This window comes from Citrobacter portucalensis (assembly GCF_023374935.1).
In the GTDB taxonomy this organism is placed as follows: domain Bacteria; phylum Pseudomonadota; class Gammaproteobacteria; order Enterobacterales; family Enterobacteriaceae; genus Citrobacter; species Citrobacter portucalensis.
The window spans coordinates 3752940-3774438 of sequence record NZ_CP092466.1 but is presented as its reverse complement, the minus strand read 5'-3'; the positions used below and the strand labels follow the sequence as shown (position 1 = coordinate 3774438).

The following is a 21499-nucleotide window of genomic DNA, read 5'->3' as shown; positions in this document are numbered from 1 at the left end:
ATTTTCGGTCACTTTTCCGGTTCAGAAACGTTCATTCTCATGACTATGTTGCAGCTCTATAAACGTTCACAGCATCTTATTGCTATTACCATTCTTTTCTTCATTCTCTTGCTATCTTGCCAGTCGTCTGCTTTTGCGCGGGCGCAACAGAGTGGTGAACTGCCGACGAAAGCGGATATTCAGAGCCAACTGGATGCACTGAGTAAACAAAAAGATCTCTCCGCGCAGGATAAGCTGGTCCAACAGGATCTCCTCGATACCATCGCCACGCTGGATAAAATCGATCGCGTGAAAGATGAGACCGTACAGCTTCGTCAGAAAGTTGCCCAGGCGCCGGAGAAAATGCGTCAGGCGACGGATGCGTTAAATTCGCTCAGCGATGTCGATAACGACGATGAAACGCGAAAAACGCTGAGTACACTCTCCTTACGACAGCTTGAGTCGCGCGTGGCACAGGTTTTGGATGATCTGCAAAGCTCGCAAAACGATCTTGCTGCCTACAACAGCCAATTGGTGTCGCTGCAAACGCAGCCAGAGCGTGTGCAGAATGCGATGTACACCGCGTCGCAGCAAATGCAGCAAATCCGCAATCGACTCGATGGCACCAATGTGGGAGAGGCGGCGTTACGCCCCAGCCAGCAGGTGTTGCTGCAGGCGCAGCAGGCGCTGCTGAATGCGCAGATCGACCAACAGCGTAAGAGCCTCGAAGGTAATACTGTTTTGCAGGATACCTTGCAAAAACAACGTGATTACGTAACAGCTAACAGTAACCGGCTTGAACATCAGCTCCAGCTTCTGCAAGAAGCGGTGAACAGCAAACGACTAACGTTAACCGAAAAGACGGCTCAGGAAGCGGTAACGCCGGATGAAGCCGAACGTATTCAGTCAAACCCGTTAGTGAAGCAGGAACTGGACGTTAACCATCAGCTCAGCCAGCGTCTGATTGCCGCGACCGAAAACGGCAACAACCTGATGCAGCAGAATATCAAAGTCAAAAACTGGCTTGACCGCGCGCTGCAATCCGAACGCAATATTAAAGAACAGATCGCCGTCCTGAAAGGCAGTCTGCTGCTGTCGCGTATTCTGTATCAGCAACAACAAACACTGCCGTCGGCGGATGAACTTGCCGATATGACCAACCGGATCGCCGATTTGCGTCTGGAGCAGTTTGAAATCAACCAGCAGCGTGATGCGCTATTCCAGAACGATGCGTTTGTCGCCAAACTGGAAGAAGGGCACAGCAACGAAGTCAATGGTGAAGTCCATGATGCCCTGCTGCAGGTTGTGGATATGCGCCGTGAACTGTTGGATCAGCTGAACAAGCAGCTGGGCAACCAGTTGATGATGGCGATTAACCTGCAAATCAATCAACAGCAGCTAATGAGCGTGTCGAAGAACCTGAAAGGGATCCTCACGCAGCAAATCTTCTGGGTTAATAGTAACCGTCCGATGGACTGGGACTGGATCAAAGCCTTCCCGCAAACGCTAAAAGACCAGTTTAAGTCGATGAAAATCACGGTGAACTGGGAAAAAGCCTGGCCCGCCGTCTTTATTGCGTTCCTGGCGGGGCTACCGCTGCTGCTTATTGCCGGGTTAATCCGCTGGCGTTTGAAATGGTTGAAAGAGTATCAGGCGAAATTAGCCGCCGCAGTAGGGAATCTGCGTAATGACAGTCAGCTCAATACGCCAAAAGCGATTCTGATCGATCTGATCCGAGCGTTGCCGGCGTGCCTGATTATCCTCGCCGTGGGCCTGATTCTGCTTACCATGCAGTTGAATATCAGCGACCTGCTGTGGGCGTTCAGTAAGAAGATGACAGTCTTCTGGCTGGTGTTTGGTCTGTGCTGGAAGGTGCTGGAAAAAGATGGCGTGGCAATTCGTCATTTTGGTATGCCAGCGAAGCAGACCAGCCACTGGCGCCGCCAGATTGTGCGTATTAGCCTGGCGCTGTTACCGCTCAACTTCTGGTCGGTCATTGCTGAGCTGTCGCCGCTTAATTTGATGGACGATGTGCTGGGTCAGGTAGTTATTTTCCTCAACCTGCTGCTGATCGCCTTCCTGGTATGGCCAATGTGTCGTGAAAGCTGGCGCGACAAAGAGTCGCATGGCTTGCGTCTGGTTACCATTACTGTCCTCTCAATTATCCCGATTGCATTAATGGTGCTGACGGCGACAGGGTATTTCTACACCACGTTGCGCCTGGCCGGTCGTTGGATTGAAACGGTCTATCTGGTTATCCTCTGGAACCTGCTGTATCAGACGGTACTGCGTGGATTGAGCGTGGCGGCACGGCGTATCGCCTGGCGCCGTGCCTTAGCGCGTCGTCAGAACCTGGTGAAAGAAGGGGCGGAAGGAGCCGAGCCGCAGGAAGAACCGACCATTGCGCTTGAGCAGGTGAACCAGCAAACGCTGCGCATCACCATGCTGGTAATGGTTGCCCTGTTTGGTGTTCTGTTCTGGGCTATTTGGTCTGATTTGATAACTGTATTCAGCTACCTCGATAGCATTACGCTCTGGCATTACAACGGCACCGAAGCGGGAGCTGCGGTGGTGAAAGACGTCACCATGGGCAGCCTGCTGTTTGCGATTATTGCGTCAATGGTCGCGTGGGCGCTGATCCGTAACTTACCCGGCCTGCTGGAAGTGCTGGTGCTGTCGCGACTGAAGATGCGTCAGGGCGCTTCGTATGCGATCACCACGATCCTTAACTACGCGATCATCGCCATCGGCGCGATGACGGTCTTCGGATCGCTCGGTGTTTCGTGGGACAAGCTACAGTGGTTGGCAGCAGCCCTGTCGGTTGGTCTTGGTTTTGGCTTGCAGGAAATCTTCGGTAACTTTGTTTCGGGTCTGATTATTCTGTTTGAACGCCCGGTCCGCATCGGCGATACCGTGACTATCGGTACGTTCTCAGGAACGGTCAGCAAGATCCGTATCCGTGCCACCACCATTACCGACTTCGATCGCAAAGAGGTGATCATCCCGAACAAAGCATTTGTGACGGAGCGTTTGATCAACTGGTCGCTTTCCGATACCACCACGCGCCTGGTGATCCGCATCGGCGTGGCCTACGGTTCGGATCTGGATAAAGTGAAGAAAGTGCTGTTGCAGGCGGCGATGGAACACCCGAAAGTGATGCACGATCCAGAGCCTGCGGTGTTCTTTACCGCCTTCGGCGCCAGCACGCTGGATCATGAACTGCGTTTATACGTGCGTGAACTGCGCGATCGTAGCCACACGGTTGATGAACTGAACCGTGCGGTCGATCGTTTATGCCGTGAAAACGACATTGATATCGCCTTTAACCAGCTCGAAGTGCATCTGCATAACGCAAAAGGTGATACCGTGACCGAGGTTAAGCGTGACATCATTAAAGGTGATGATCCGACGCCTTCGGTAGGTTAATAGAAAAACTCATCAGGCCTGCGAGCTTCGATTCATTCGTAGGCCTGATAAGTGCAACGCTATTAGGCATTTCAGCTATGGCGCTTTTTTGAAGAAGAGAGCTGTTTCTTTTCGTAATCCCGTTTAACAATCTCCAGCGCCTTCAGTACGGTTTCAGGCGCAACCTGATTTTCCTCAAGTAAAACAATCAAATCGACGGCCAGTTTGACCTCGTCCGGGGCGTTCTCTAATGACATAAATTCTCCGGGGATTAACGGGTTAAACGCGCCAGCACGTTTTCTATTCTTGCCAGAGCATGGCGACAGCGCGCCAGTCGCGCCTCGAATGCTTCTACTTCACGATGCAGTTTTTGCTGTTCTTCAAAGCCGGTAGCTTGAGCCAGACGCTCTTTGCGTTCACGCGTCATTTCAACCAGACGGCGTTCAAATTCCTGATGTTGGACCCGTTTGCGCTGCCAGCGCGCCAGACCTGGAGAAGCGCTGTCCCACTCTCGAAGGGACCAACTGGCGGTTTCACGTGAAATCGCCTCTAACTGTGAGGCAAGGTGTTCCGCAAGCCAGGTGATTTGTGGGAGTTGCTGCTGCTCAACTGCGCGGCGCAGGGCAGTAAGATTATCGTCAGCTTCTTCCAGGCAGGCCTGCAGCAACGTGCTGCGCGTGTGAAACAGATGCCTGTCAAAGCGGGCGCTAAGCGTTGTGTGGTGCGCCAGCGGGGCGCAATGTTGTCGCAAGCGGTTAAGCTGGTTTTCGAGCGTCTGTAACAGCATGGCGGTTTTCACAACAACACTCCGATGAAAATGAGAACCGTTATGCTAAAGTAGCGATTCTCTGTGTTAAGTACTCATATTATGCAACGCATTATTCTAATCATCATTGGCTGGATAGCGGTAGTGCTAGGTACGCTGGGCGTTGTATTGCCTCTGTTGCCGACGACGCCGTTTATACTGCTGGCCGCCTGGTGTTTTGCCCGCTCATCGACGCGTTTTCACGACTGGTTGCTTTACCGTTCGTGGTTCGGCGGGTATTTGCGCCACTGGCAAAAACACCGTGCGATGCCGCCGGGAGCAAAACCGCGCGCTATTTTGTTGATCCTGGTGACGTTTGGCATTTCACTGTGGCTGGTCAATATGATGTGGGTGCGCGGCCTGCTGCTGGTTATTCTCGCCTGTTTACTGATTTTTATGTGGCGGATCCCGGTGATTGATGAAAAACAACAAAAGCAGTAAAGCGCAATAATCGCTGTTGCAATTGTCTCTCACAGCCAGTAAATTCGACCGTTTTCGAGCACAGGCGCAGGTGGTCAAAGGTTAAGCAAGTGTAACCTTGGCTCTTATATAGACACAAAATCATTCAAGATACGTCGAGGATGAAGTGTTTAGTGCGCAGTGAAGTAATACTGTATTAATCAGGCACAAACTTATGACCGCGACAGCACAGCAGCTTGAGTTTCTCAAAAATAGCATCAAAAGCATCCACGACTACCCAAAACCGGGCATTCTCTTTCGTGATGTCACCAGTTTACTGGAAGACCCGAAAGCCTACGCCCTCAGCATTGAATTGCTGGTTGAACGCTACAAAAATGCGGGTATCACTAAAGTGGTTGGCACCGAAGCGCGTGGCTTCCTGTTTGGCGCGCCGGTAGCGTTGGGGCTGGGCGTCGGCTTTGTTCCGGTACGCAAACCCCGTAAGCTTCCGCGTGAAGTTATTGCTGAGACCTATGAGCTGGAATACGGCACCGATCAGCTGGAAATCCACGTTGATGCCATCAAACCTGGCGATAAAGTGCTGGTTGTGGACGACCTGCTGGCAACTGGCGGCACGATTGAAGCGACCGTGAAGCTGATCCGCCGTCTGGGTGGTGAAGTTACCGATGCTGCTTTTATCATTAACCTGTTTGATCTGGGCGGCGAACAGCGTCTGGAAAAACAGGGGCTGACCTGTTATAGCCTGGTTCCATTCCCGGGCCACTAATTTAGGGCTATCTTTTTTGCCATTTTGGCCCCGGTCAGTGCTCGAAATCCTCACGTACTGCGTGTACGCTCCGGTTTCTGTGCGCTGCCCGAAACCAAACTGACTGCAACGATAACGCCCGAATATAACGTGTCAACCTCGCCGTCTCTGCGAGGTTGTGTTAGCATTATCCCCCTGTGAATCCACCCTCCAGCCTTTCAGAGCCTGCCAATGAGTTATCAGGTCTTAGCCCGAAAATGGCGCCCACAAACCTTTGCTGACGTCGTCGGCCAGGAACATGTGCTGACGGCACTGGCGAACGGCTTGTCGTTAGGGCGTATTCATCATGCTTATTTGTTTTCCGGCACCCGTGGCGTCGGGAAAACCTCTATCGCCCGCTTGCTGGCGAAGGGATTAAACTGTGAAACCGGCATCACCGCTACGCCGTGCGGCGTGTGCGATAACTGCCGGGAAATCGAGCAGGGGCGTTTTGTCGATCTGATTGAAATCGACGCCGCCTCACGCACCAAAGTCGAAGACACCCGTGACCTGCTGGATAACGTCCAGTATGCGCCTGCGCGCGGTCGCTTTAAGGTCTACTTGATCGACGAAGTGCACATGCTGTCGCGCCACAGTTTTAATGCCTTGCTGAAAACGCTCGAAGAGCCGCCCGCGCACGTTAAGTTCCTGCTGGCGACTACCGATCCGCAGAAGCTGCCGGTGACTATCCTGTCGCGCTGTCTGCAATTCCATCTTAAAGCGTTGGATGTCGAACAGATTCGCCATCAGCTTGAGCATATCCTCAAAGAAGAGCATATCGCCCATGAACCACGTGCACTGCAACTGCTGGCTCGCGCCGCGGACGGCAGCCTGCGTGATGCGCTGAGCCTTACCGATCAGGCGATCGCCAGCGGCGATGGTCAGGTCTCGACCGAGGCGGTAAGCACCATGCTCGGCACGCTGGACGACGACCAGGCGCTCTCGCTCGTTGAAGCGGTTGTGGCTGCGGACGGCGAACGCGTTATGGCGCTGGTAAACGACGCCGCCGCGCGCGGTATCGAATGGGAAGCGCTGCTGGTTGAGATGTCGGCTTTGCTGCATCGTATTGCCATGGTTCAGCTTTCGCCTGCCGCGCTCGGCAGCGATATGGCCGCCATTGAACAGCGTATGCGTGAACTGGCGCGAATTGTTCCGCCAACCGATGTGCAGCTTTACTACCAAACTTTGTTAATCGGCCGCAAAGAACTGCCGTATGCGCCGGACAGGCGAATGGGCGTCGAAATGACGCTGCTGCGTGCGCTGGCTTTTCATCCGCGCATGCCGCTCCCGGAACCTGAAGTTCCACGACAGTCATTTGCCCCGGTCGCACCCACTGCGGTGATGACCCCGACGCAGGTGCAGCAGCAGCCTGCGCCTGCACAACAGCAACAGAATGTGCCGCTCTCCGATGCCACCAGTCAGGTGTTGGCGGCGCGTAGCCAGTTGCAACGCGCTCAGGGAGCAACCAAAGCAAAAAAGAGTGAACCGGCAGCCGCTTCCCGCGCGCGGCCGGTGAATAATGCTGCGCTGGAAAGACTGGCTTCGGTGTCGGAACGTGTTCAGGCGCGTCCGGCGGTCTCTGCGCTGGAAAAAGCACCGGCGAAGAAAGAAGCGTATCGCTGGAAAGCGACCAATCCTGTTGCAGAAGTTAAAGAAGTCGTTGCCACGCCGAAAGCGCTGAAAAAAGCGCTTGAGCATGAAAAAACGCCGGAACTGGCGGCAAAGCTTGCGGCTGAAGCCATTGAACGCGACCCGTGGGCCGCCCAGGTGAGTCAGCTCTCGCTGCCTAAACTGGTGGAGCAGGTGGCGCTTAATGCGTGGAAAGAAGAGAATGGCAACGTGGTTTGCCTGCACCTGCGTTCCACGCAGCGACACCTAAATTCCAGCGGCGCGCAGCAAAAACTGGCTGAAGCACTGAGTTCCTTAACGGGGTCAACGGTTGAATTGACCATCGTTGAAGATGATAATCCAGCGGTGCGTACGCCGCTGGAGTGGCGTCAGGCCATTTATGAAGAGAAGCTCGCGCAGGCGCGTGAGTCGATTATTGCGGATAATAACATCCAGACACTGCGTCGTTTTTTCGATGCGGAGCTGGACGAAGAGAGTATTCGCCCCATTTGATCGTGAGCCTAATGGTTTGACGGTCGTCATCCCTTAACGTGATTGAGAGAGAAGCCTATGTTTGGTAAAGGCGGTCTGGGTAACCTGATGAAACAGGCCCAGCAGATGCAAGAAAAAATGCAGCAGATGCAGGAAGAAGTCGCCAAGCTGGAAGTGACCGGCGAATCTGGCGCGGGTCTGGTAAAAGTGACCATTAACGGCGCGCACAACTGCCGTCGCGTGGAGATCGATCCAAGCCTGTTGGAAGACGACAAAGAGATGCTGGAAGATCTGGTTGCTGCGGCATTCAACGACGCGGCGCGTCGCATTGAAGAGACGCAGAAAGAGAAGATGGCCTCTGTTTCCTCCGGAATGCAGCTGCCGCCTGGCTTTAAGATGCCGTTCTGATGCAAACCAGCCCGCTGTTAACTCAGCTTATGGAAGCACTGCGCTGTCTGCCGGGCGTTGGCCCGAAGTCGGCGCAGCGCATGGCGTTCACGCTACTTCAGCGCGATCGCAGCGGCGGGATGCGTCTGGCACAGGCGTTAACGAAGGCAATGTCGGAAATCGGCCATTGTGCCGATTGCCGCACCTTCACAGAGCAAGACGTCTGCAACATTTGCTCGAACCCGCGTCGCCAGGAAAACGGTCAGATTTGTGTGGTGGAGAGTCCGGCGGACATCTACGCCATTGAGCAAACCGGGCAATTTTCCGGACGTTACTTCGTGCTGATGGGACACCTGTCGCCGCTGGACGGTATTGGCCCTGATGATATCGGGCTGGATCGTCTCGAACAGCGACTGGCGTCTGAGCAAATCAACGAACTGATCCTGGCGACCAATCCCACGGTCGAAGGAGAGGCGACCGCCAACTATATTGCTGAGCTTTGCATGCAATATGGCGTTGAAGCCAGCCGTATCGCCCATGGCGTTCCGGTAGGCGGCGAGCTGGAAATGGTCGATGGCACCACGCTGTCGCACTCTCTGGCAGGGCGACACAAGATTAAATTCTGAACAAACGGAGGCCGCGACGGCGGCTTCCGCTTGAAATCCTTCCCGCTTGTCCCCATTTCACCCTCAACGTGTTTTTACCATTGAAAATGGCATTGTTGAGGTAGATCTACATGAAAGGACAAGAAACTCGTGGTTTTCAGTCAGAAGTAAAACAGCTTCTGCACCTGATGATCCATTCTCTGTATTCCAATAAAGAAATCTTCCTGCGTGAGCTTATCTCTAACGCCTCGGATGCGGCAGACAAGCTGCGTTTCCGCGCCCTGTCTAACCCGGACCTGTATGAAGGCGACGGTGAGCTGCGTGTACGTGTTTCCTTCGATAAAGATAAGCGTACGTTGACCATTGCCGATAACGGCGTGGGGATGAACCGTGATGACGTTATCGATCATCTGGGGACCATTGCGAAATCCGGTACTAAATCTTTCCTCGAATCCATGGGATCCGATCAGGCGAAAGACAGCCAGTTGATCGGCCAGTTCGGGGTGGGTTTCTACTCTGCGTTCATCGTGGCGGACAAAGTCACCGTGCGTACCCGCGCTGCGGGCGATAAGCCGGAAAACGGCGTGTTCTGGGAATCTGCGGGCGAAGGTGAGTACACCGTTGCCGACATCACCAAAGACGATCGCGGCACCGAAATCACCCTGCATCTGCGTGAAGGCGAAGATGAGTTCCTTGATGACTGGCGCGTACGTTCCATCATCAGCAAATATTCCGACCATATCGCGCTGCCGGTAGAGATCGAAAAATCCGAAGAAAAAGACGGCGAGACCGTGGTTTCCTGGGAAAAGATCAACAAAGCGCAGGCGCTGTGGACCCGTAACAAGTCGGAAATCAAAGACGACGAATACAACGAGTTCTACAAGCACATCGCCCACGACTTCACTGACCCGCTGACCTGGAGCCACAACCGTGTGGAAGGTAAGCAGGAGTACACCAGCCTGCTGTACATCCCGTCCCAGGCTCCGTGGGATATGTGGAACCGCGATCACAAGCATGGTCTGAAACTGTACGTCCAGCGTGTGTTTATTATGGACGACGCCGAGCAGTTCATGCCGAACTACCTGCGCTTTGTGCGCGGTCTGATAGATTCCAACGATCTGCCGCTGAACGTTTCCCGTGAGATCCTGCAGGACAGCACCGTCACCCGTAACCTGCGCAGCGCGCTGACCAAACGCGTACTGCAGATGCTGGAAAAACTGGCGAAAGACGACGCGGAAAAATACCAGACCTTCTGGAAACAGTTCGGCCTGGTACTGAAAGAAGGCCCGGCGGAAGATCACGCCAACCAGGAAACGATCGCTAAGCTGATGCGCTTCGCGTCTACGCACACTGACTCCTCCGCACAGACCGTGTCGCTGGAAGACTACGTGTCGCGGATGAAAGAAGGGCAGGAGAAAATCTACTACATCACCGCAGACAGCTATGCGGCAGCGAAGAGCAGCCCGCACCTGGAACTGCTGCGTAAGAAAGGCATCGAAGTGCTGCTGCTTTCTGACCGCATCGATGAGTGGATGATGAACTACCTGACCGAGTTCGACGGTAAGGCATTCCAGTCTGTTGCCAAAGCTGACGAGTCCATCGACAAGCTGGCGGATGAAGTTGATGAATCGGCAAAAGAAGCGGAAAAAGCGCTGACGCCGTTCGTTGAGCGCGTGAAAACCCTGCTGGGCGACCGCGTGAAAGAAGTGCGTCTGACTCACCGTCTGACCGACACGCCAGCCATCGTCACCACCGATGCGGATGAAATGAGTACCCAGATGGCGAAACTGTTTGCCGCTGCGGGCCAGGCCGTACCGGAAGTGAAATATATCTTTGAACTGAACCCGGACCACGTGCTGGTAAAACGCACGGCGGATACCCAGGACGAAGCGCAGTTCAAAGAATGGGTCGAACTGCTGCTGGATCAGGCGCTGTTTGCTGAGCGCGGCACGCTGGAAGACCCGAACCAGTTCATCCGTCGTATGAACCAGTTGCTGGTGTCCTGATACCCGTAATGTAATGCCGGATGGCGTTAACGCTTATCCGGCCTACAGCATCTCGTAATAGTATGCCGGATACGGTGTTTCCACCGCCATCCGGCATTTTCTCGCCTTATTTTTAATTTTCCCACCGTTAACCGTTTCAGCGTCGGGCGTCTTTCTTGAGCCAATTGCGTGATGGTGGTATCGTTTAGCGCTTTTTAAAAAATATCGACAACCTTTAAGGGGATTTTCGTAATGCGTATCATTCTGCTTGGCGCTCCGGGCGCGGGTAAAGGAACTCAGGCTCAGTTCATCATGGAGAAGTATGGTATTCCGCAAATCTCCACCGGTGATATGCTGCGTGCCGCCGTGAAATCTGGCTCCGAGCTGGGCAAACAAGCGAAAGACATCATGGACGCCGGTAAGCTGGTGACTGATGAGCTGGTGATCGCGCTGGTAAAAGAGCGTATTGCTCAGGAAGACTGCCGTAATGGTTTCCTGCTGGATGGCTTCCCGCGTACTATTCCGCAGGCAGACGCCATGAAAGAAGCGGGCATCAACGTGGACTACGTTCTGGAGTTCGATGTTCCTGACGAACTGATCGTTGACCGTATCGTGGGTCGTCGCGTACACGCTGCTTCTGGCCGCGTTTACCACATCAAATTCAACCCGCCTAAGGTTGAAGGTAAAGACGACGTGACCGGCGAAGAGCTGACCACCCGTAAAGACGATCAGGAAGAAACTGTACGTAAGCGCCTGGTGGAATACCATCAGATGACCGCTCCGCTGATCGGCTACTACTCTAAAGAAGCGCAGGCGGGTAACACCAAATACGCGAAAGTTGATGGCACTCAGGCCGTTGCTGACGTGCGCGCAGCGCTGGAAAAAATCCTCGGCTAATTTTTTCGCGTAATAAATCTCTTATCAGGCCTGCCATTATCGCGTAGGCCTGATAAGCGTAGCACCATCAGGCAAATTCTCGTCTTACCTCTCACAGCAATTAGTTCTTCTTTATCGCTTTTCCGCTACAATTATCAACAATTTGAATCGATAAGAGGCGGTAATGCGTCAGACGAAAACCGGTATCCTGCTGGCAAACCTCGGCACTCCCGATGCCCCAACCCCCGAAGCCGTTAAGCGCTACCTGCGCCAGTTTTTAAGCGATCCACGCGTAGTTGATACGTCACCTGCACTGTGGTGGCCGCTTCTGCGCGGGGTGATTTTACCGTTGCGTGCGCCACGCGTAGCCAAGCTGTACCAGTCAATCTGGATGGAAGACGGTTCCCCGCTGATGGTTTATAGCAAGGCACAACAGCGGGCGCTGGCAGAACGCCTACCAAATACCCCTGTTGCGCTGGGAATGAGCTACGGTTCGCCGTCGCTTGAAAGCGCGGTCGATGAACTGTTGGCAAGCGGGGTTGAACACATGGTGGTGTTACCGCTGTACCCGCAATATTCCTGTTCGACGGTGGCGGCCGTCTGGGACGAGCTAGCGCGTATCTTAGCGCGTAAACGCGGTATTCCTGGCGTTTCATTTATTCGTGATTACGCCGATGACAGCAGCTACATCGATGCGCTGGCGAAGAGTGCCCGGGATTCATTTGCTCAACACGGTGAACCTGATTTGCTGCTGCTCTCCTATCACGGCATTCCGCAGCGTTACGCCGATGAAGGCGATGACTACCCGCAGCGCTGTCGCGATACCACTCGTGAACTGGTTTCAGCGCTTGGCCTGCCGCCAGAAAAAGTAATGATGACCTTCCAGTCTCGCTTTGGTCGCGAACCGTGGTTGACGCCGTATACCGACGAAACGTTAAAAATGCTGGCGGAGAAAGGGACACAACATATCCAGGTTATGTGTCCGGGCTTCTCGGCAGATTGCCTCGAAACGCTGGAAGAGATAGCGGTACAAAACCGGGAGATTTTCCTCGAAGCTGGCGGTAAGCAATATGAGTATATTCCGGCGCTTAATGCCGCACCGGAACATATCGAAATGATGGTTAAACTGACCGACGCTTACCGTTAAAGCTGGGCTCTGAAGTAACGAGCGCCTTCCCGTAATGCATCGTCGGCGGTTTTCATCATTCGCGAATAGTGCAGGAAGGCGTGCAGCGTACCGGGGTACATTTTGTACTGGCAGGGCTGCTGATGCGCCTGCAACGTCTGGAATAGTAAGCGGCTATCGTCAATCAGCGGATCAAACTCAGCGCCAGCGATAAAACACGGTGGCACGTCACGCGTCAGATCGTTATTAAACAGGCAATAATACGGTGACTCGCGATCGTCAGCGCTACGCAGGTACGCGTTTTCGTACATCTGCAAGTCCTCGCGGGTTAACCCATCCCACGCTCCGCCCATCAGCCGTCGACTCAGTGAATCTTGCAGGCCGTAAAGCCCATACCACAACAGCACTCCAGCCACCTTGCCGCAGACAATGCGTTTATCCCGTAGCCACAGCGCGCTGGCAAGCGCCAGCATGGCTCCGGCGGAATCGCCCGCAAAACCGATATGATTCACATTAAGAGAATAGTCGCCAGCGTGCTGATGAAAATACTGGCAGACGGCGGCAATCTCTTCGATGGCTTGCGGGAAACGGGCTTCTGGCGCAAGCGAATAGTCGATACCAATTACCGTGCACTGCGTATAGCGCGCCAGCAAGCGCATAATACGGTCGTGGGTATCCAGATTACCGAGAATAAAACCGCCGCCGTGCAGATAATACAACGTTGCCAGGCTATGAGGCTGCGGTGAGTAAATACGTGTGGCCACGGGGCCGCATGCGGTAGAAATAACGCATTCGCGGGTATTCATCTCTGGGGCATCGGCATTCCACAACTGCCGTTCATGAATGTAGTGTTGGCGCTGGGCCACGAAGTCATCTGCAGCGGGCCACGGCGGCAGATCGTCGCGATGAAAATTCACCACGCTTTTCATTTCATCCGAAATTCTGTCGAGTACGGGGATCTTGTTTTCCGGCTTCATAAAACGCTCCTTGTGAAGGTGAGTTATTGTAGAAATTAATCCCGTATAAACTGCGATCTCACCGTCTGATATTGAAACTTAGCGCCGCATCGCATGCGTGGCAGGGAATGTGCTACCATGCATCGCTCAGTTAACCACCCGTAAAATCGACCATGAAATTTCCCGGTAAACGCAAATCCAAACACTATTTTCCCGTCAGCGCGCGCGATCCGTTGCTGCAACAAATTCAGCCAGAAAATGAAACCAGCGCAGCCTGGGTGGTAGGTATCGACCAGACGCTGGTGGATATTGAAGCCAAAGTGGATGATGACTTTGTAAAACGTTATGGATTAAGCGCCGGGCATTCTCTGGTGATTGCCGATGATGTCGCAGAAGCGCTCTACCAGGAACTGGTGCGTGAAAATTTGATCACCCATCAGTTTGCGGGCGGTACTATCGGTAACACGATGCACAACTACTCCGTACTGGCGGATGACCGCTCGGTGCTGCTGGGCGTGATGTGCAGCAATATCGAGATTGGCAGCTATGCGTACCGCTATTTATGCAATACCTCCAGCCGTACCGACCTGAACTACCTGCAAGGCGTTAACGGACCGATTGGCCGCTGCTTTACGCTGATTGGCGAGTCAGGTGAGCGTACCTTCGCAATCAGCCCTGGGCATATGAATAAACTACGGGCGGATAGCATCCCTGAATCGGTGATTGCCGGCGCGTCCGCGCTGGTGCTGACGTCCTATCTGGTGCGCTGCGAACCGGGTGAGCCGATGCCGGAAGCGACCATGAAGGCGATTGAATATGCCAAAAAACACAATGTGCCGGTGGTTCTGACCCTGGGCACCAAATTCGTCATTGCCGATAACCCGCAGTGGTGGCAGGCATTCCTGAAAGAGCATGTCTCTATTCTGGCGATGAATGAAGAAGAGGCTGAAGCGCTGACCGGCGAGAACGACCCGCTGCAGGCGTCTGATAAGGCGCTGGATTGGGTGGATCTGGTGCTGTGCACGGCGGGTCCGGCGGGTCTGTATATGGCGGGCTTTACGGAAGAAGAAGTTAAACGTAAAACCCAGCATCCGCTGCTCCCTGGTGCTATTGCCGAATTTAACCAGTACGAATTCAGCCGCGCCATGCGCCATAAAGACTGTACCAATCCGCTGCGCGTGTATTCGCACATTGCACCGTATATGGGCGGGCCTGAGAAGATAATGAACACCAACGGCGCAGGTGACGGCGCGCTGGCGGCATTGCTGCATGATATTACCGCCAACAGCTATCACCGCAGCAACGTGCCTAACTCCAGCAAGCACAAGTTCACCTGGCTGACCTATTCGTCGTTAGCCCAGGTGTGTAAGTATGCTAATCGCGTGAGTTATCAGGTGCTGAACCAGCATTCACCGCGCCTGACGCACGGTTTACCGGAACGTGAAGACAGTCTCGAAGAGTCGTACTGGGACCGTTAAATCTTGCATAGGCCGGATAAGCGATAACGCTATCCGGCACGGACATTAACTGGCCGTAGCAACTTCACCTGCAGGCGGCGTTTCAATCAGCTCCAGCATGGTGCGGGCGATTTCACGCTCACCCATGACGACCTGGTTGGCGCCGCGTTCGGTAATATATTCCACCTCATCGTCATAATGCGCGCGGGCGATAATCTCAATCGACGGGCATTTCTCACGTGCAGAAGCGACAATTTCACCCGCTTCATAACCATTGGGAATGGTCAGCAGCAGCCAGCGCGCGCAATCCAGATGCGCCAGATTCATAATCTCTTCGTTGGCGGCATTTCCCAGTACCGCGCGGATCCCACGCTCGCGCAGTTCATCCACCCGGGTACGTGAGGTTTCGATCACCACCAGCGGGATCCCCGCAGCCATCAATTTCTCACCCAGCAGGCTGCCGACGCGACCAAAGCCAACCAGCAAGGCATGATTGCAGATATCCACCGGAATTTGCTTCTCTTCTTCGATGGCCTCTTCCAGCGTCTGCTCTTCCAGCGTTTCTGTTTTGGCGAGGTATTTTTCTAACACCGCAAATAGCACCGGGTTGAGCATGATGGACAGGATTGCCCCGGCCAGCACCAGATTCTGTCCGGCCTGCGGCAGCAGGTTCAACGCCATTCCCAGACCCGCCAGGATAAAGGCAAATTCACCAATCTGCGCCAGGCTGGTGGCAATGGTGAGCGCTGTGCGTTGGGAGTGACCAAACAGGCGCACCAGGAAATAGGCGGCAAGGGATTTACCAAAGATGATAATCGCCAGCGTGCCCAGTACCGCCAACGGCTGCTGGATCAGAACTAACGGATCGAACAGCATCCCGACGGAAACGAAGAACAACACGGCGAACGCATCGCGCAGCGGCAGAGTATCATGCGCCGCACGGTGGCTTAGTTCAGATTCATTTAGCACCATACCGGCGAAGAACGCGCCCAGCGCAAAGGAGACATCGAACAGCTCTACTGCGCCAAAGGCGATACCTAAGGCGAGGGCGAGGACAGAGAGGGTAAACAGTTCACGTGAACCGGTTGCGGCGCTGCGGGCCATAATCCACGGTACCAGGCGACGACCCACCAGCATCATAATCGCGATAAACGCCACCACCTTGCCGATGGTAATGCCCATATCGACGGCCAGCGAGGCGAAGCCGACGTCTTCTTTTTCCAGCATCCCGGCGACGGCTGGCAGGAGAACCAGCGTCAGCACCATCATCAGATCTTCGACAATCAACCAGCCAATGGCAATTTGCCCGCGCTGGCTGTCAATGAGCTGTCGTTCTTCAAGCGCGCGCAGTAGCACCACGGTACTGGCGGTTGAAAGACACAGACCAAACACGATCCCCACCATCAGTGACCAGCCCAATATGGCGGAAAGCGCCATACCCAGCAGCGTTGCCACCGCTATCTGGGCAATCGCGCCGGGAATGGCGATAGACTTTACCGCCATCAAATCCTTCAACGAAAAGTGCAGCCCCACGCCAAACATCAGCAGAATAACGCCAAGCTCGGCCAACTCAGGCGCGAGCTTAGTATCAGCAACAAAACCAGGTGTAAATGGACCGGCCAGAACGCCCGCTAACAGATATCCCACCAGAGGAGAAATACGTAGTTTATTGGCAATCATGCCTAATATAAAAGCGAGCACAAGGCCGCCGACAATGGTGGTGATAAGCGGGGTGGCGTGATGCATTCCGTCTCCTTTGGTTGCTGTGATGATCCTAAAAACCCAAACTACGAGTAATAGTTTATGACAATTTTAATGTTTATGTTTATGAATAATTATTGAATTTTGAAGAAAACGGGATTTTACGCGCAAAAAAGCACGGATCGGAAAAGTACGGTGATATGTGAGAGGTAAAGGCTGATGGCTACTGCAAGTAATGACGGCCAAAATTTACTTTTGGCCGTCAGAAAATCAGGCTTTGTGTCGGTTATCAGGTAAGAATATGGTCAGTATCCCCAGAAGTGGCAGGAAAGCACATATTTTGTAGACCAAATCGATGCTGGTATGGTCGGCTATTAGCCCTAGCACCGCGGCTCCCAAGCCGCCCATGCCGAAGGCAAACCCGAAAAATAGCCCAGAAACCATGCCGATACGCCCAGGAAGCAGCTCCTGCGCGTAGACCAAAATAGCAGAAAACGCCGATGCGAGGATAAAACCAATGATCACGGTTAAAATCCCGGTCCATTCCAGCGTTGCGTAGGGTAAAACGAGGGTAAATGGCGCAACTCCGAGGATAGAGCCCCAAATAACATATTTTCTGCCAATTTTATCGCCTAATGGTCCGCCAATCACCGTCCCGGCCGCGACGGCAAACAGGAAGGCAAACAGATGAAACTGGGCGTTTTGTACCGATAATCCGAATTTTTGCATCAGATAAAAGGTGTAATAGCTGCTGATGCTCGCCATATAGAAGTATTTGGAGAAAATCAGCACCAGCAGGATGCTTACCGCCAGCACCACTTTATTGCGCGGTAACGGATTTACGATGGCGACTTTCGGTTTTCCTTTACTCATCCGATGCTGCGCGGCATACCAACGGCTGATTTGTGCCAGGACGACAATCGCTAATAACGCAGCCAGAACAAACCAGGCCACATTACCCTTACCATATGGCGCTATGATGACAGCTGCCAGCAAGGGCCCCAGAGAGCTGCCGAAGTTGCCGCCAACCTGGAAAATTGACTGCGCCAGGCCGTGACGACCGCCGGAGGCCATGCGCGCCACGCGGGACGATTCCGGATGAAATACCGAAGAGCCGGTGCCAACCAGCGCCGCGGCGAGCAGCACCATATGGAAGCTGCCGGCCATGGCCAGCAAAACAAGTCCGCTCAGCGTGAAGCACATCCCAATGGGCAGCGACCACGGCATCGGGTATTTGTCCGTCCAGTAACCCACCACCGGTTGCAGCAGCGAGGAAGCAAGCTGGAAGGTTAGGGTGATCATCCCGATCTGCATAAACGTTAGCGAGAACTCTGACTGCAATAGCGGATAAATCGCCAGGATCAGCGACTGAATCATATCGTTTAGCAGATGGGAGAGGCTGATCGCTCCTAAAATGCCAAATGAGGTGCGTGCTTTAGCAACCGACGCTGACGCGCCAGCCACAGGCTGGGTTGGTTCACTTATTGCCATAGAAAGTCACTTCTGTTTGGGTTGCGATTATGAGGGTAATCTATTTTGTTATTATTACCTGACTAACATACCTGCGGAAGGTGTTTGAAGGAAGTCTCATTTCTGAAAACATTTTCGACTATTATTTCATATCATTGTAATTTCAGTCGTTGATTTTGGCTCAGGGAGAGAAATATGAAGTTTTTAAAACGGGGCGTGGCGCTGGCGTTATTAGCCGCATTTACGCTGGCAGGTCAGCCAGCGCAAGCGTACGAAAAAGATAAAACCTACAAAATTACCATTCTGCATACCAACGATCATCACGGTCACTTCTGGCGCAGCGAATACGGAGAATACGGACTGGCGGCGCAAAAAACGCTGGTGGACAGTATTCGTAAAGAGGTGGCAGAGGAAGGGGGAAGCGTACTGCTGCTTTCCGGTGGCGACATTAATACCGGCGTACCGGAGTCCGATCTGCAGGATGCGGAACCTGATTTTCGTGGGATGAACCTGATTGGCTATGACGCAATGGCGGTCGGAAACCACGAGTTTGATAATCCCATGACCGTACTGCGCCAGCAGGAAAAATGGTCCAAATTCCCGTTTCTCTCGGCCAATATCTATCAGAAAAGCACTGGCGAGCGTTTGTTTAAGCCGTGGGCCATCTTTAAGCGCCAGGATTTAAAAATTGCCGTACTCGGTTTAACCACCGACGATACGGCAAAAATAGGCAACCCCGAGTTCTTTACCGATATTGAGTTCCGTAAACCTGCTGATGAAGCCAAACTGGTTATCCAGGAACTGAATATGGGTGAAAAGCCAGACATCATTATCGCGACCACCCATATGGGACATTATGACAACGGCAACCACGGCTCGAACGCCCCTGGCGATGTCGAAATGGCGCGTAGCCTGCCGGCGGGATCGCTGGCGATGATTGTCGGTGGTCACTCGCAGGATCCGGTGTGTATGGCTTCAGAGAACAAGAAGCAGGTTGATTACGTACCGGGTACGCCGTGTGCGCCAGACAAGCAAAATGGGATCTGGATTGTGCAGGCGCACGAGTGGGGGAAATATGTGGGCCGGGCGGACTTTGAGTTCCGTAACGGCGAAATGAAAATGGTCAACTACCAGCTCATTCCCGTCAACCTGAAGAAAAAAGTGACCTGGGACAACGGTAAAAGTGAGCGCGTACTCTATACCCCGGAAATAGCTGAAAATCAGCAAATGCTTTCGCTGCTGACGCCGTTCCAGAATAAAGGTAAAGCGCAGCTCGACGTGAAAATTGGTAGCGTCAATGCGCGCCTCGAAGGCGACCGAAGCAAAGTCCGTTTCGTGCAGACCAACATGGGACATTTGCTGCTGGCTGCGCAAATGGCGCGAACCAGCGCTGATTTTGGCGTGATGAGCGGCGGTGGCATCCGTGATTCCATCGAAGGCGGTGATATCACCTATAAGAGCGTACTGAAAGTACAGCCGTTCGGAAACATCGTGGTGTATGCCGACATGAGCGGGAAAGAGGTGATTGACTATCTGACCGCCGTGGCGCAAATGAAGCCGGACTCCGGGGCCTATCCGCAGTTTGCCAACGTCAGCTTTGTGGCGAAAGACGGCAAGCTTAACGATTTGAAAATCAAAGGCGAACCCGTTGACCCAGCCAAAAATTATCGTATGGCGACCCTGAGCTTCAACGCAACCGGCGGCGATGGCTATCCGCGCATTGATAATAAACCAGGCTATGTGAATACCGGGTTTATTGATGCGGAAGTGCTGAAAGAGTTCGTGCAGAAGAACTCACCGCTGGATGCCAGTGTGTATGAGCCGAAGGGTGAAGTTACCTGGCAGTAACAGGGCGGAGTGCCGGATGGCGGTGCGGGCACCTTATCCGGCCTACAGGTCAGTGCGATTTGTAGGCCTTAAAGCTGCGCGCCATCAGGCAATCATTCTATAACCGCTTAATCGCGACGAGCGATGTCGGCGAATTTCGCATCCAGAATTTTCGCCAGATCGCCGGCTGCCAGTTCGATATCCAGCCCGCGTTTGCCGCCGGAAACATAAATGGTGTCAAACGTCTGGGCAGGGGCATCAATGAGCGTTGGCAATCTCTTTTTCTGTCCTAATGGGCTGATCCCCCCCACCAGATAACCGGTGGTTCGTTGCGCAACCATTGGATCGGCCATATCGACCTTTTTAGCCCCCAGCGCCTTAGCGACCTTTTTGAGATCCAATTGACCGGCTACAGGCGTGACCGCAACCGCCAGATGCTTCATATCGCCATTCACGGCAACCAGCAGCGTTTTGTAGACCTGGTCCGCATTCAGACCTAACTTGCGCACCACTTCATCACCAAAGTTCGTCTCGGACGGATCGTGATCGTAGGTGTGGATCTGGAAAGAAATTTTGTTTTTTTCGAGTAATTTAACGGCGGGTGTCATAGCAATTTTCCTGGACCAGACAAAATACGACTCAAGCATACGCCTGATGTCTGTCTAAAAAATAGTACCATCTTGCGCAATAGTATTGGCAGGATGATGACTTTGAGCGACAATCGAACTACACCGATGCTTTAAGCATTGGGATCATAATAATGATGAAATTCCTCTTTGACGGGCCAATAGAAATATTGGCCATTTTTTTACCTTAACATCTCCGGCAAATTTCCTTCTCCGTACAGATGCAACGCGCCAACGGCCACGACGTAATGACCAGCAGGCATCGCTCTGAGCCGATCGCGCCAGGCTGTGTTGCGTTGATGCATCAATACGTCATACAACGACTGGCTAAAGGTATTGGGAAGCGTCAGTTCGCTATTGCGTGGCGGTGTTTTAAGCCACCAACCCATCATCTGTTGCAACAATCTGGCATTGGTATGCCAGTGCGTCAGAGTATCGTCCAACAAGGCCAGCCCGTTATCAGGCAACTGACATAACAGCTCGATTTGGCTGGATGCGCCTTCCAGTTCGATGACGGGTTTGTGCGCTTGTTTTGCCGCTTTCAGCAATTGGTAATCAATTCCGTATTCCGCCCGTAGCCCCAACTGCTGTGCCTGTGTCGCCTGTAATACCATGGCGATTTGCCACAACGGCTGAGTAGATAACAGGGATGGGGAAATGCCCAGTTCGTTGGTGACTTTACGCAGGTTTTCTAACTGCTCCGGGCTGATACGTTCTTCGAGTGCGGCAAATGCAGGAAGGTTAGCAAACGGCGCGTCGTCACCGGAAACATCTGCTTCGACAATCAGCGCGTCGGCATGGTTGAGTTTTTTGAGTAATTTGGCAGGCAGAGGTGCCATATCGCGACTGCCCATGTGAATACTGCCAATCAGATGAAAATGGCGGTTGCCGGGCAATGAAATGTCGATGGCAGGCCAGGTATAGTGGTTGCCGCGCAGCGCGGTGAAAAATGTTTTTACCCGGTATAACAGATCCATACGACCTCCCTAA

Annotated in this window: 18 protein-coding genes and 1 other annotated feature; of the genes, 11 read left to right on the top strand and 7 right to left on the bottom strand. The window is 53.4% G+C overall.

What is annotated here, in order from left to right; all coding sequences use genetic code 11:
- Positions 1-39 precede the first annotated feature (39 nt).
- The gene (mscK, locus tag LY264_RS18330; RefSeq protein ID WP_048214782.1) at positions 40-3405 is read left to right on the top strand and encodes a mechanosensitive channel MscK; all 3366 of its coding nucleotides are present in this window, start codon (positions 40-42) and stop codon (positions 3403-3405) included.
- A 71-nt stretch (positions 3406-3476) separates the two neighbouring features.
- Here mscK and rsmS read toward each other — a convergent pair whose 3' ends face one another.
- Complete coding sequence (rsmS, locus tag LY264_RS18325) at positions 3477-3641, bottom strand: pleiotropic regulatory protein RsmS (protein WP_071692490.1); 165 nt, start codon at positions 3639-3641, stop codon at positions 3477-3479.
- Positions 3642-3655: 14 nt separating this feature from the next.
- Positions 3656-4183 (bottom strand): primosomal replication protein N'', encoded by a 528-nt coding sequence (gene priC / locus LY264_RS18320; RefSeq protein ID WP_048214780.1) that lies wholly within the window; start codon positions 4181-4183, stop codon positions 3656-3658.
- A gap of 69 nt (positions 4184-4252) precedes the next feature.
- Here priC and LY264_RS18315 point away from each other — a divergent pair, with 69 nt between their 5' ends.
- The 8 genes from LY264_RS18315 (at position 4253) to hemH (ending at position 12493) form a co-directional block, all read left to right on the top strand.
- Positions 4253-4630, top strand: coding sequence for a DUF454 family protein (locus tag LY264_RS18315; RefSeq protein WP_048226271.1), 378 nt, complete (start codon positions 4253-4255; stop codon positions 4628-4630).
- Positions 4631-4823: 193 nt separating this feature from the next.
- Positions 4824-5375: an adenine phosphoribosyltransferase gene (apt, locus tag LY264_RS18310; protein ID WP_003021759.1), complete on the top strand. Its 552-nt coding sequence runs from the start codon at positions 4824-4826 to the stop codon at positions 5373-5375.
- Between the two features lie 210 nt (positions 5376-5585).
- The gene (gene dnaX / locus LY264_RS18305) at positions 5586-7514 is read left to right on the top strand and encodes a DNA polymerase III subunit gamma/tau (protein ID WP_003831049.1); all 1929 of its coding nucleotides are present in this window, start codon (positions 5586-5588) and stop codon (positions 7512-7514) included.
- Positions 6847-6911 (top strand) — a sequence feature (DnaX frameshifting element). (Overlaps the previous gene by 65 nt.)
- Before the next feature lie 57 nt (positions 7515-7571).
- The gene (locus LY264_RS18300; protein ID WP_003021764.1) at positions 7572-7901 is read left to right on the top strand and encodes a YbaB/EbfC family nucleoid-associated protein; all 330 of its coding nucleotides are present in this window, start codon (positions 7572-7574) and stop codon (positions 7899-7901) included.
- On the top strand, positions 7901-8506 hold the full coding sequence (gene recR, locus LY264_RS18295) for a recombination mediator RecR (protein ID WP_003021767.1): 606 nt from the start codon (positions 7901-7903) through the stop codon (positions 8504-8506). Before LY264_RS18300 ends, recR begins: the two co-directional genes overlap by 1 nt.
- Before the next feature lie 110 nt (positions 8507-8616).
- Positions 8617-10491 carry a molecular chaperone HtpG gene (htpG, locus tag LY264_RS18290; RefSeq protein WP_032942554.1) on the top strand — a complete coding sequence of 625 codons (1875 nt, stop codon included), beginning with the start codon at positions 8617-8619 and terminating at the stop codon, positions 10489-10491.
- Between the two features lie 231 nt (positions 10492-10722).
- Complete coding sequence (gene adk / locus LY264_RS18285) at positions 10723-11367, top strand: adenylate kinase (RefSeq protein ID WP_003021773.1); 645 nt, start codon at positions 10723-10725, stop codon at positions 11365-11367.
- Positions 11368-11530: 163 nt separating this feature from the next.
- Positions 11531-12493 carry a ferrochelatase gene (hemH, locus tag LY264_RS18280; RefSeq protein WP_003831052.1) on the top strand — a complete coding sequence of 321 codons (963 nt, stop codon included), beginning with the start codon at positions 11531-11533 and terminating at the stop codon, positions 12491-12493.
- On the opposite strand, the gene aes is transcribed toward hemH, so the two are convergent.
- On the bottom strand, positions 12490-13449 hold the full coding sequence (aes, locus tag LY264_RS18275) for an acetyl esterase (RefSeq protein ID WP_003831053.1): 960 nt from the start codon (positions 13447-13449) through the stop codon (positions 12490-12492). The genes hemH and aes overlap by 4 nt on opposite strands.
- A 152-nt stretch (positions 13450-13601) precedes the next feature.
- Between aes and gsk the strand changes: the two genes are divergently transcribed.
- Positions 13602-14906, top strand: a complete 1305-nt coding sequence (gsk, locus tag LY264_RS18270) for an inosine/guanosine kinase (RefSeq protein ID WP_071692489.1) — start codon at positions 13602-13604, stop codon at positions 14904-14906.
- 45 nt (positions 14907-14951) lie between these two features.
- Here the strand turns inward: gsk and ybaL are convergent, their stop codons facing one another.
- Together ybaL and fsr are read right to left on the bottom strand one after the other, a co-directional pair.
- The gene (ybaL, locus tag LY264_RS18265; RefSeq protein WP_048214776.1) at positions 14952-16631 is read right to left on the bottom strand and encodes a YbaL family putative K(+) efflux transporter; all 1680 of its coding nucleotides are present in this window, start codon (positions 16629-16631) and stop codon (positions 14952-14954) included.
- Between the two features lie 225 nt (positions 16632-16856).
- Positions 16857-18077 (bottom strand): fosmidomycin MFS transporter, encoded by a 1221-nt coding sequence (fsr, locus tag LY264_RS18260; protein ID WP_003021788.1) that lies wholly within the window; start codon positions 18075-18077, stop codon positions 16857-16859.
- 174 nt (positions 18078-18251) lie between these two features.
- Here fsr and ushA point away from each other — a divergent pair, with 174 nt between their 5' ends.
- Positions 18252-19904, top strand: a complete 1653-nt coding sequence (gene ushA, locus LY264_RS18255; protein ID WP_048226268.1) for a bifunctional UDP-sugar hydrolase/5'-nucleotidase UshA — start codon at positions 18252-18254, stop codon at positions 19902-19904.
- Positions 19905-20011: 107 nt separating this feature from the next.
- Here the strand turns inward: ushA and ybaK are convergent, their stop codons facing one another.
- Both ybaK and LY264_RS18245 read right to left on the bottom strand, forming a co-directional pair.
- Positions 20012-20491: a Cys-tRNA(Pro)/Cys-tRNA(Cys) deacylase YbaK gene (gene ybaK, locus LY264_RS18250; RefSeq protein ID WP_003831056.1), complete on the bottom strand. Its 480-nt coding sequence runs from the start codon at positions 20489-20491 to the stop codon at positions 20012-20014.
- 200 nt (positions 20492-20691) lie between these two features.
- Positions 20692-21486, bottom strand: coding sequence for a TraB/GumN family protein (locus tag LY264_RS18245; RefSeq protein WP_048226266.1), 795 nt, complete (start codon positions 21484-21486; stop codon positions 20692-20694).
- Positions 21487-21499 lie beyond the last annotated feature (13 nt).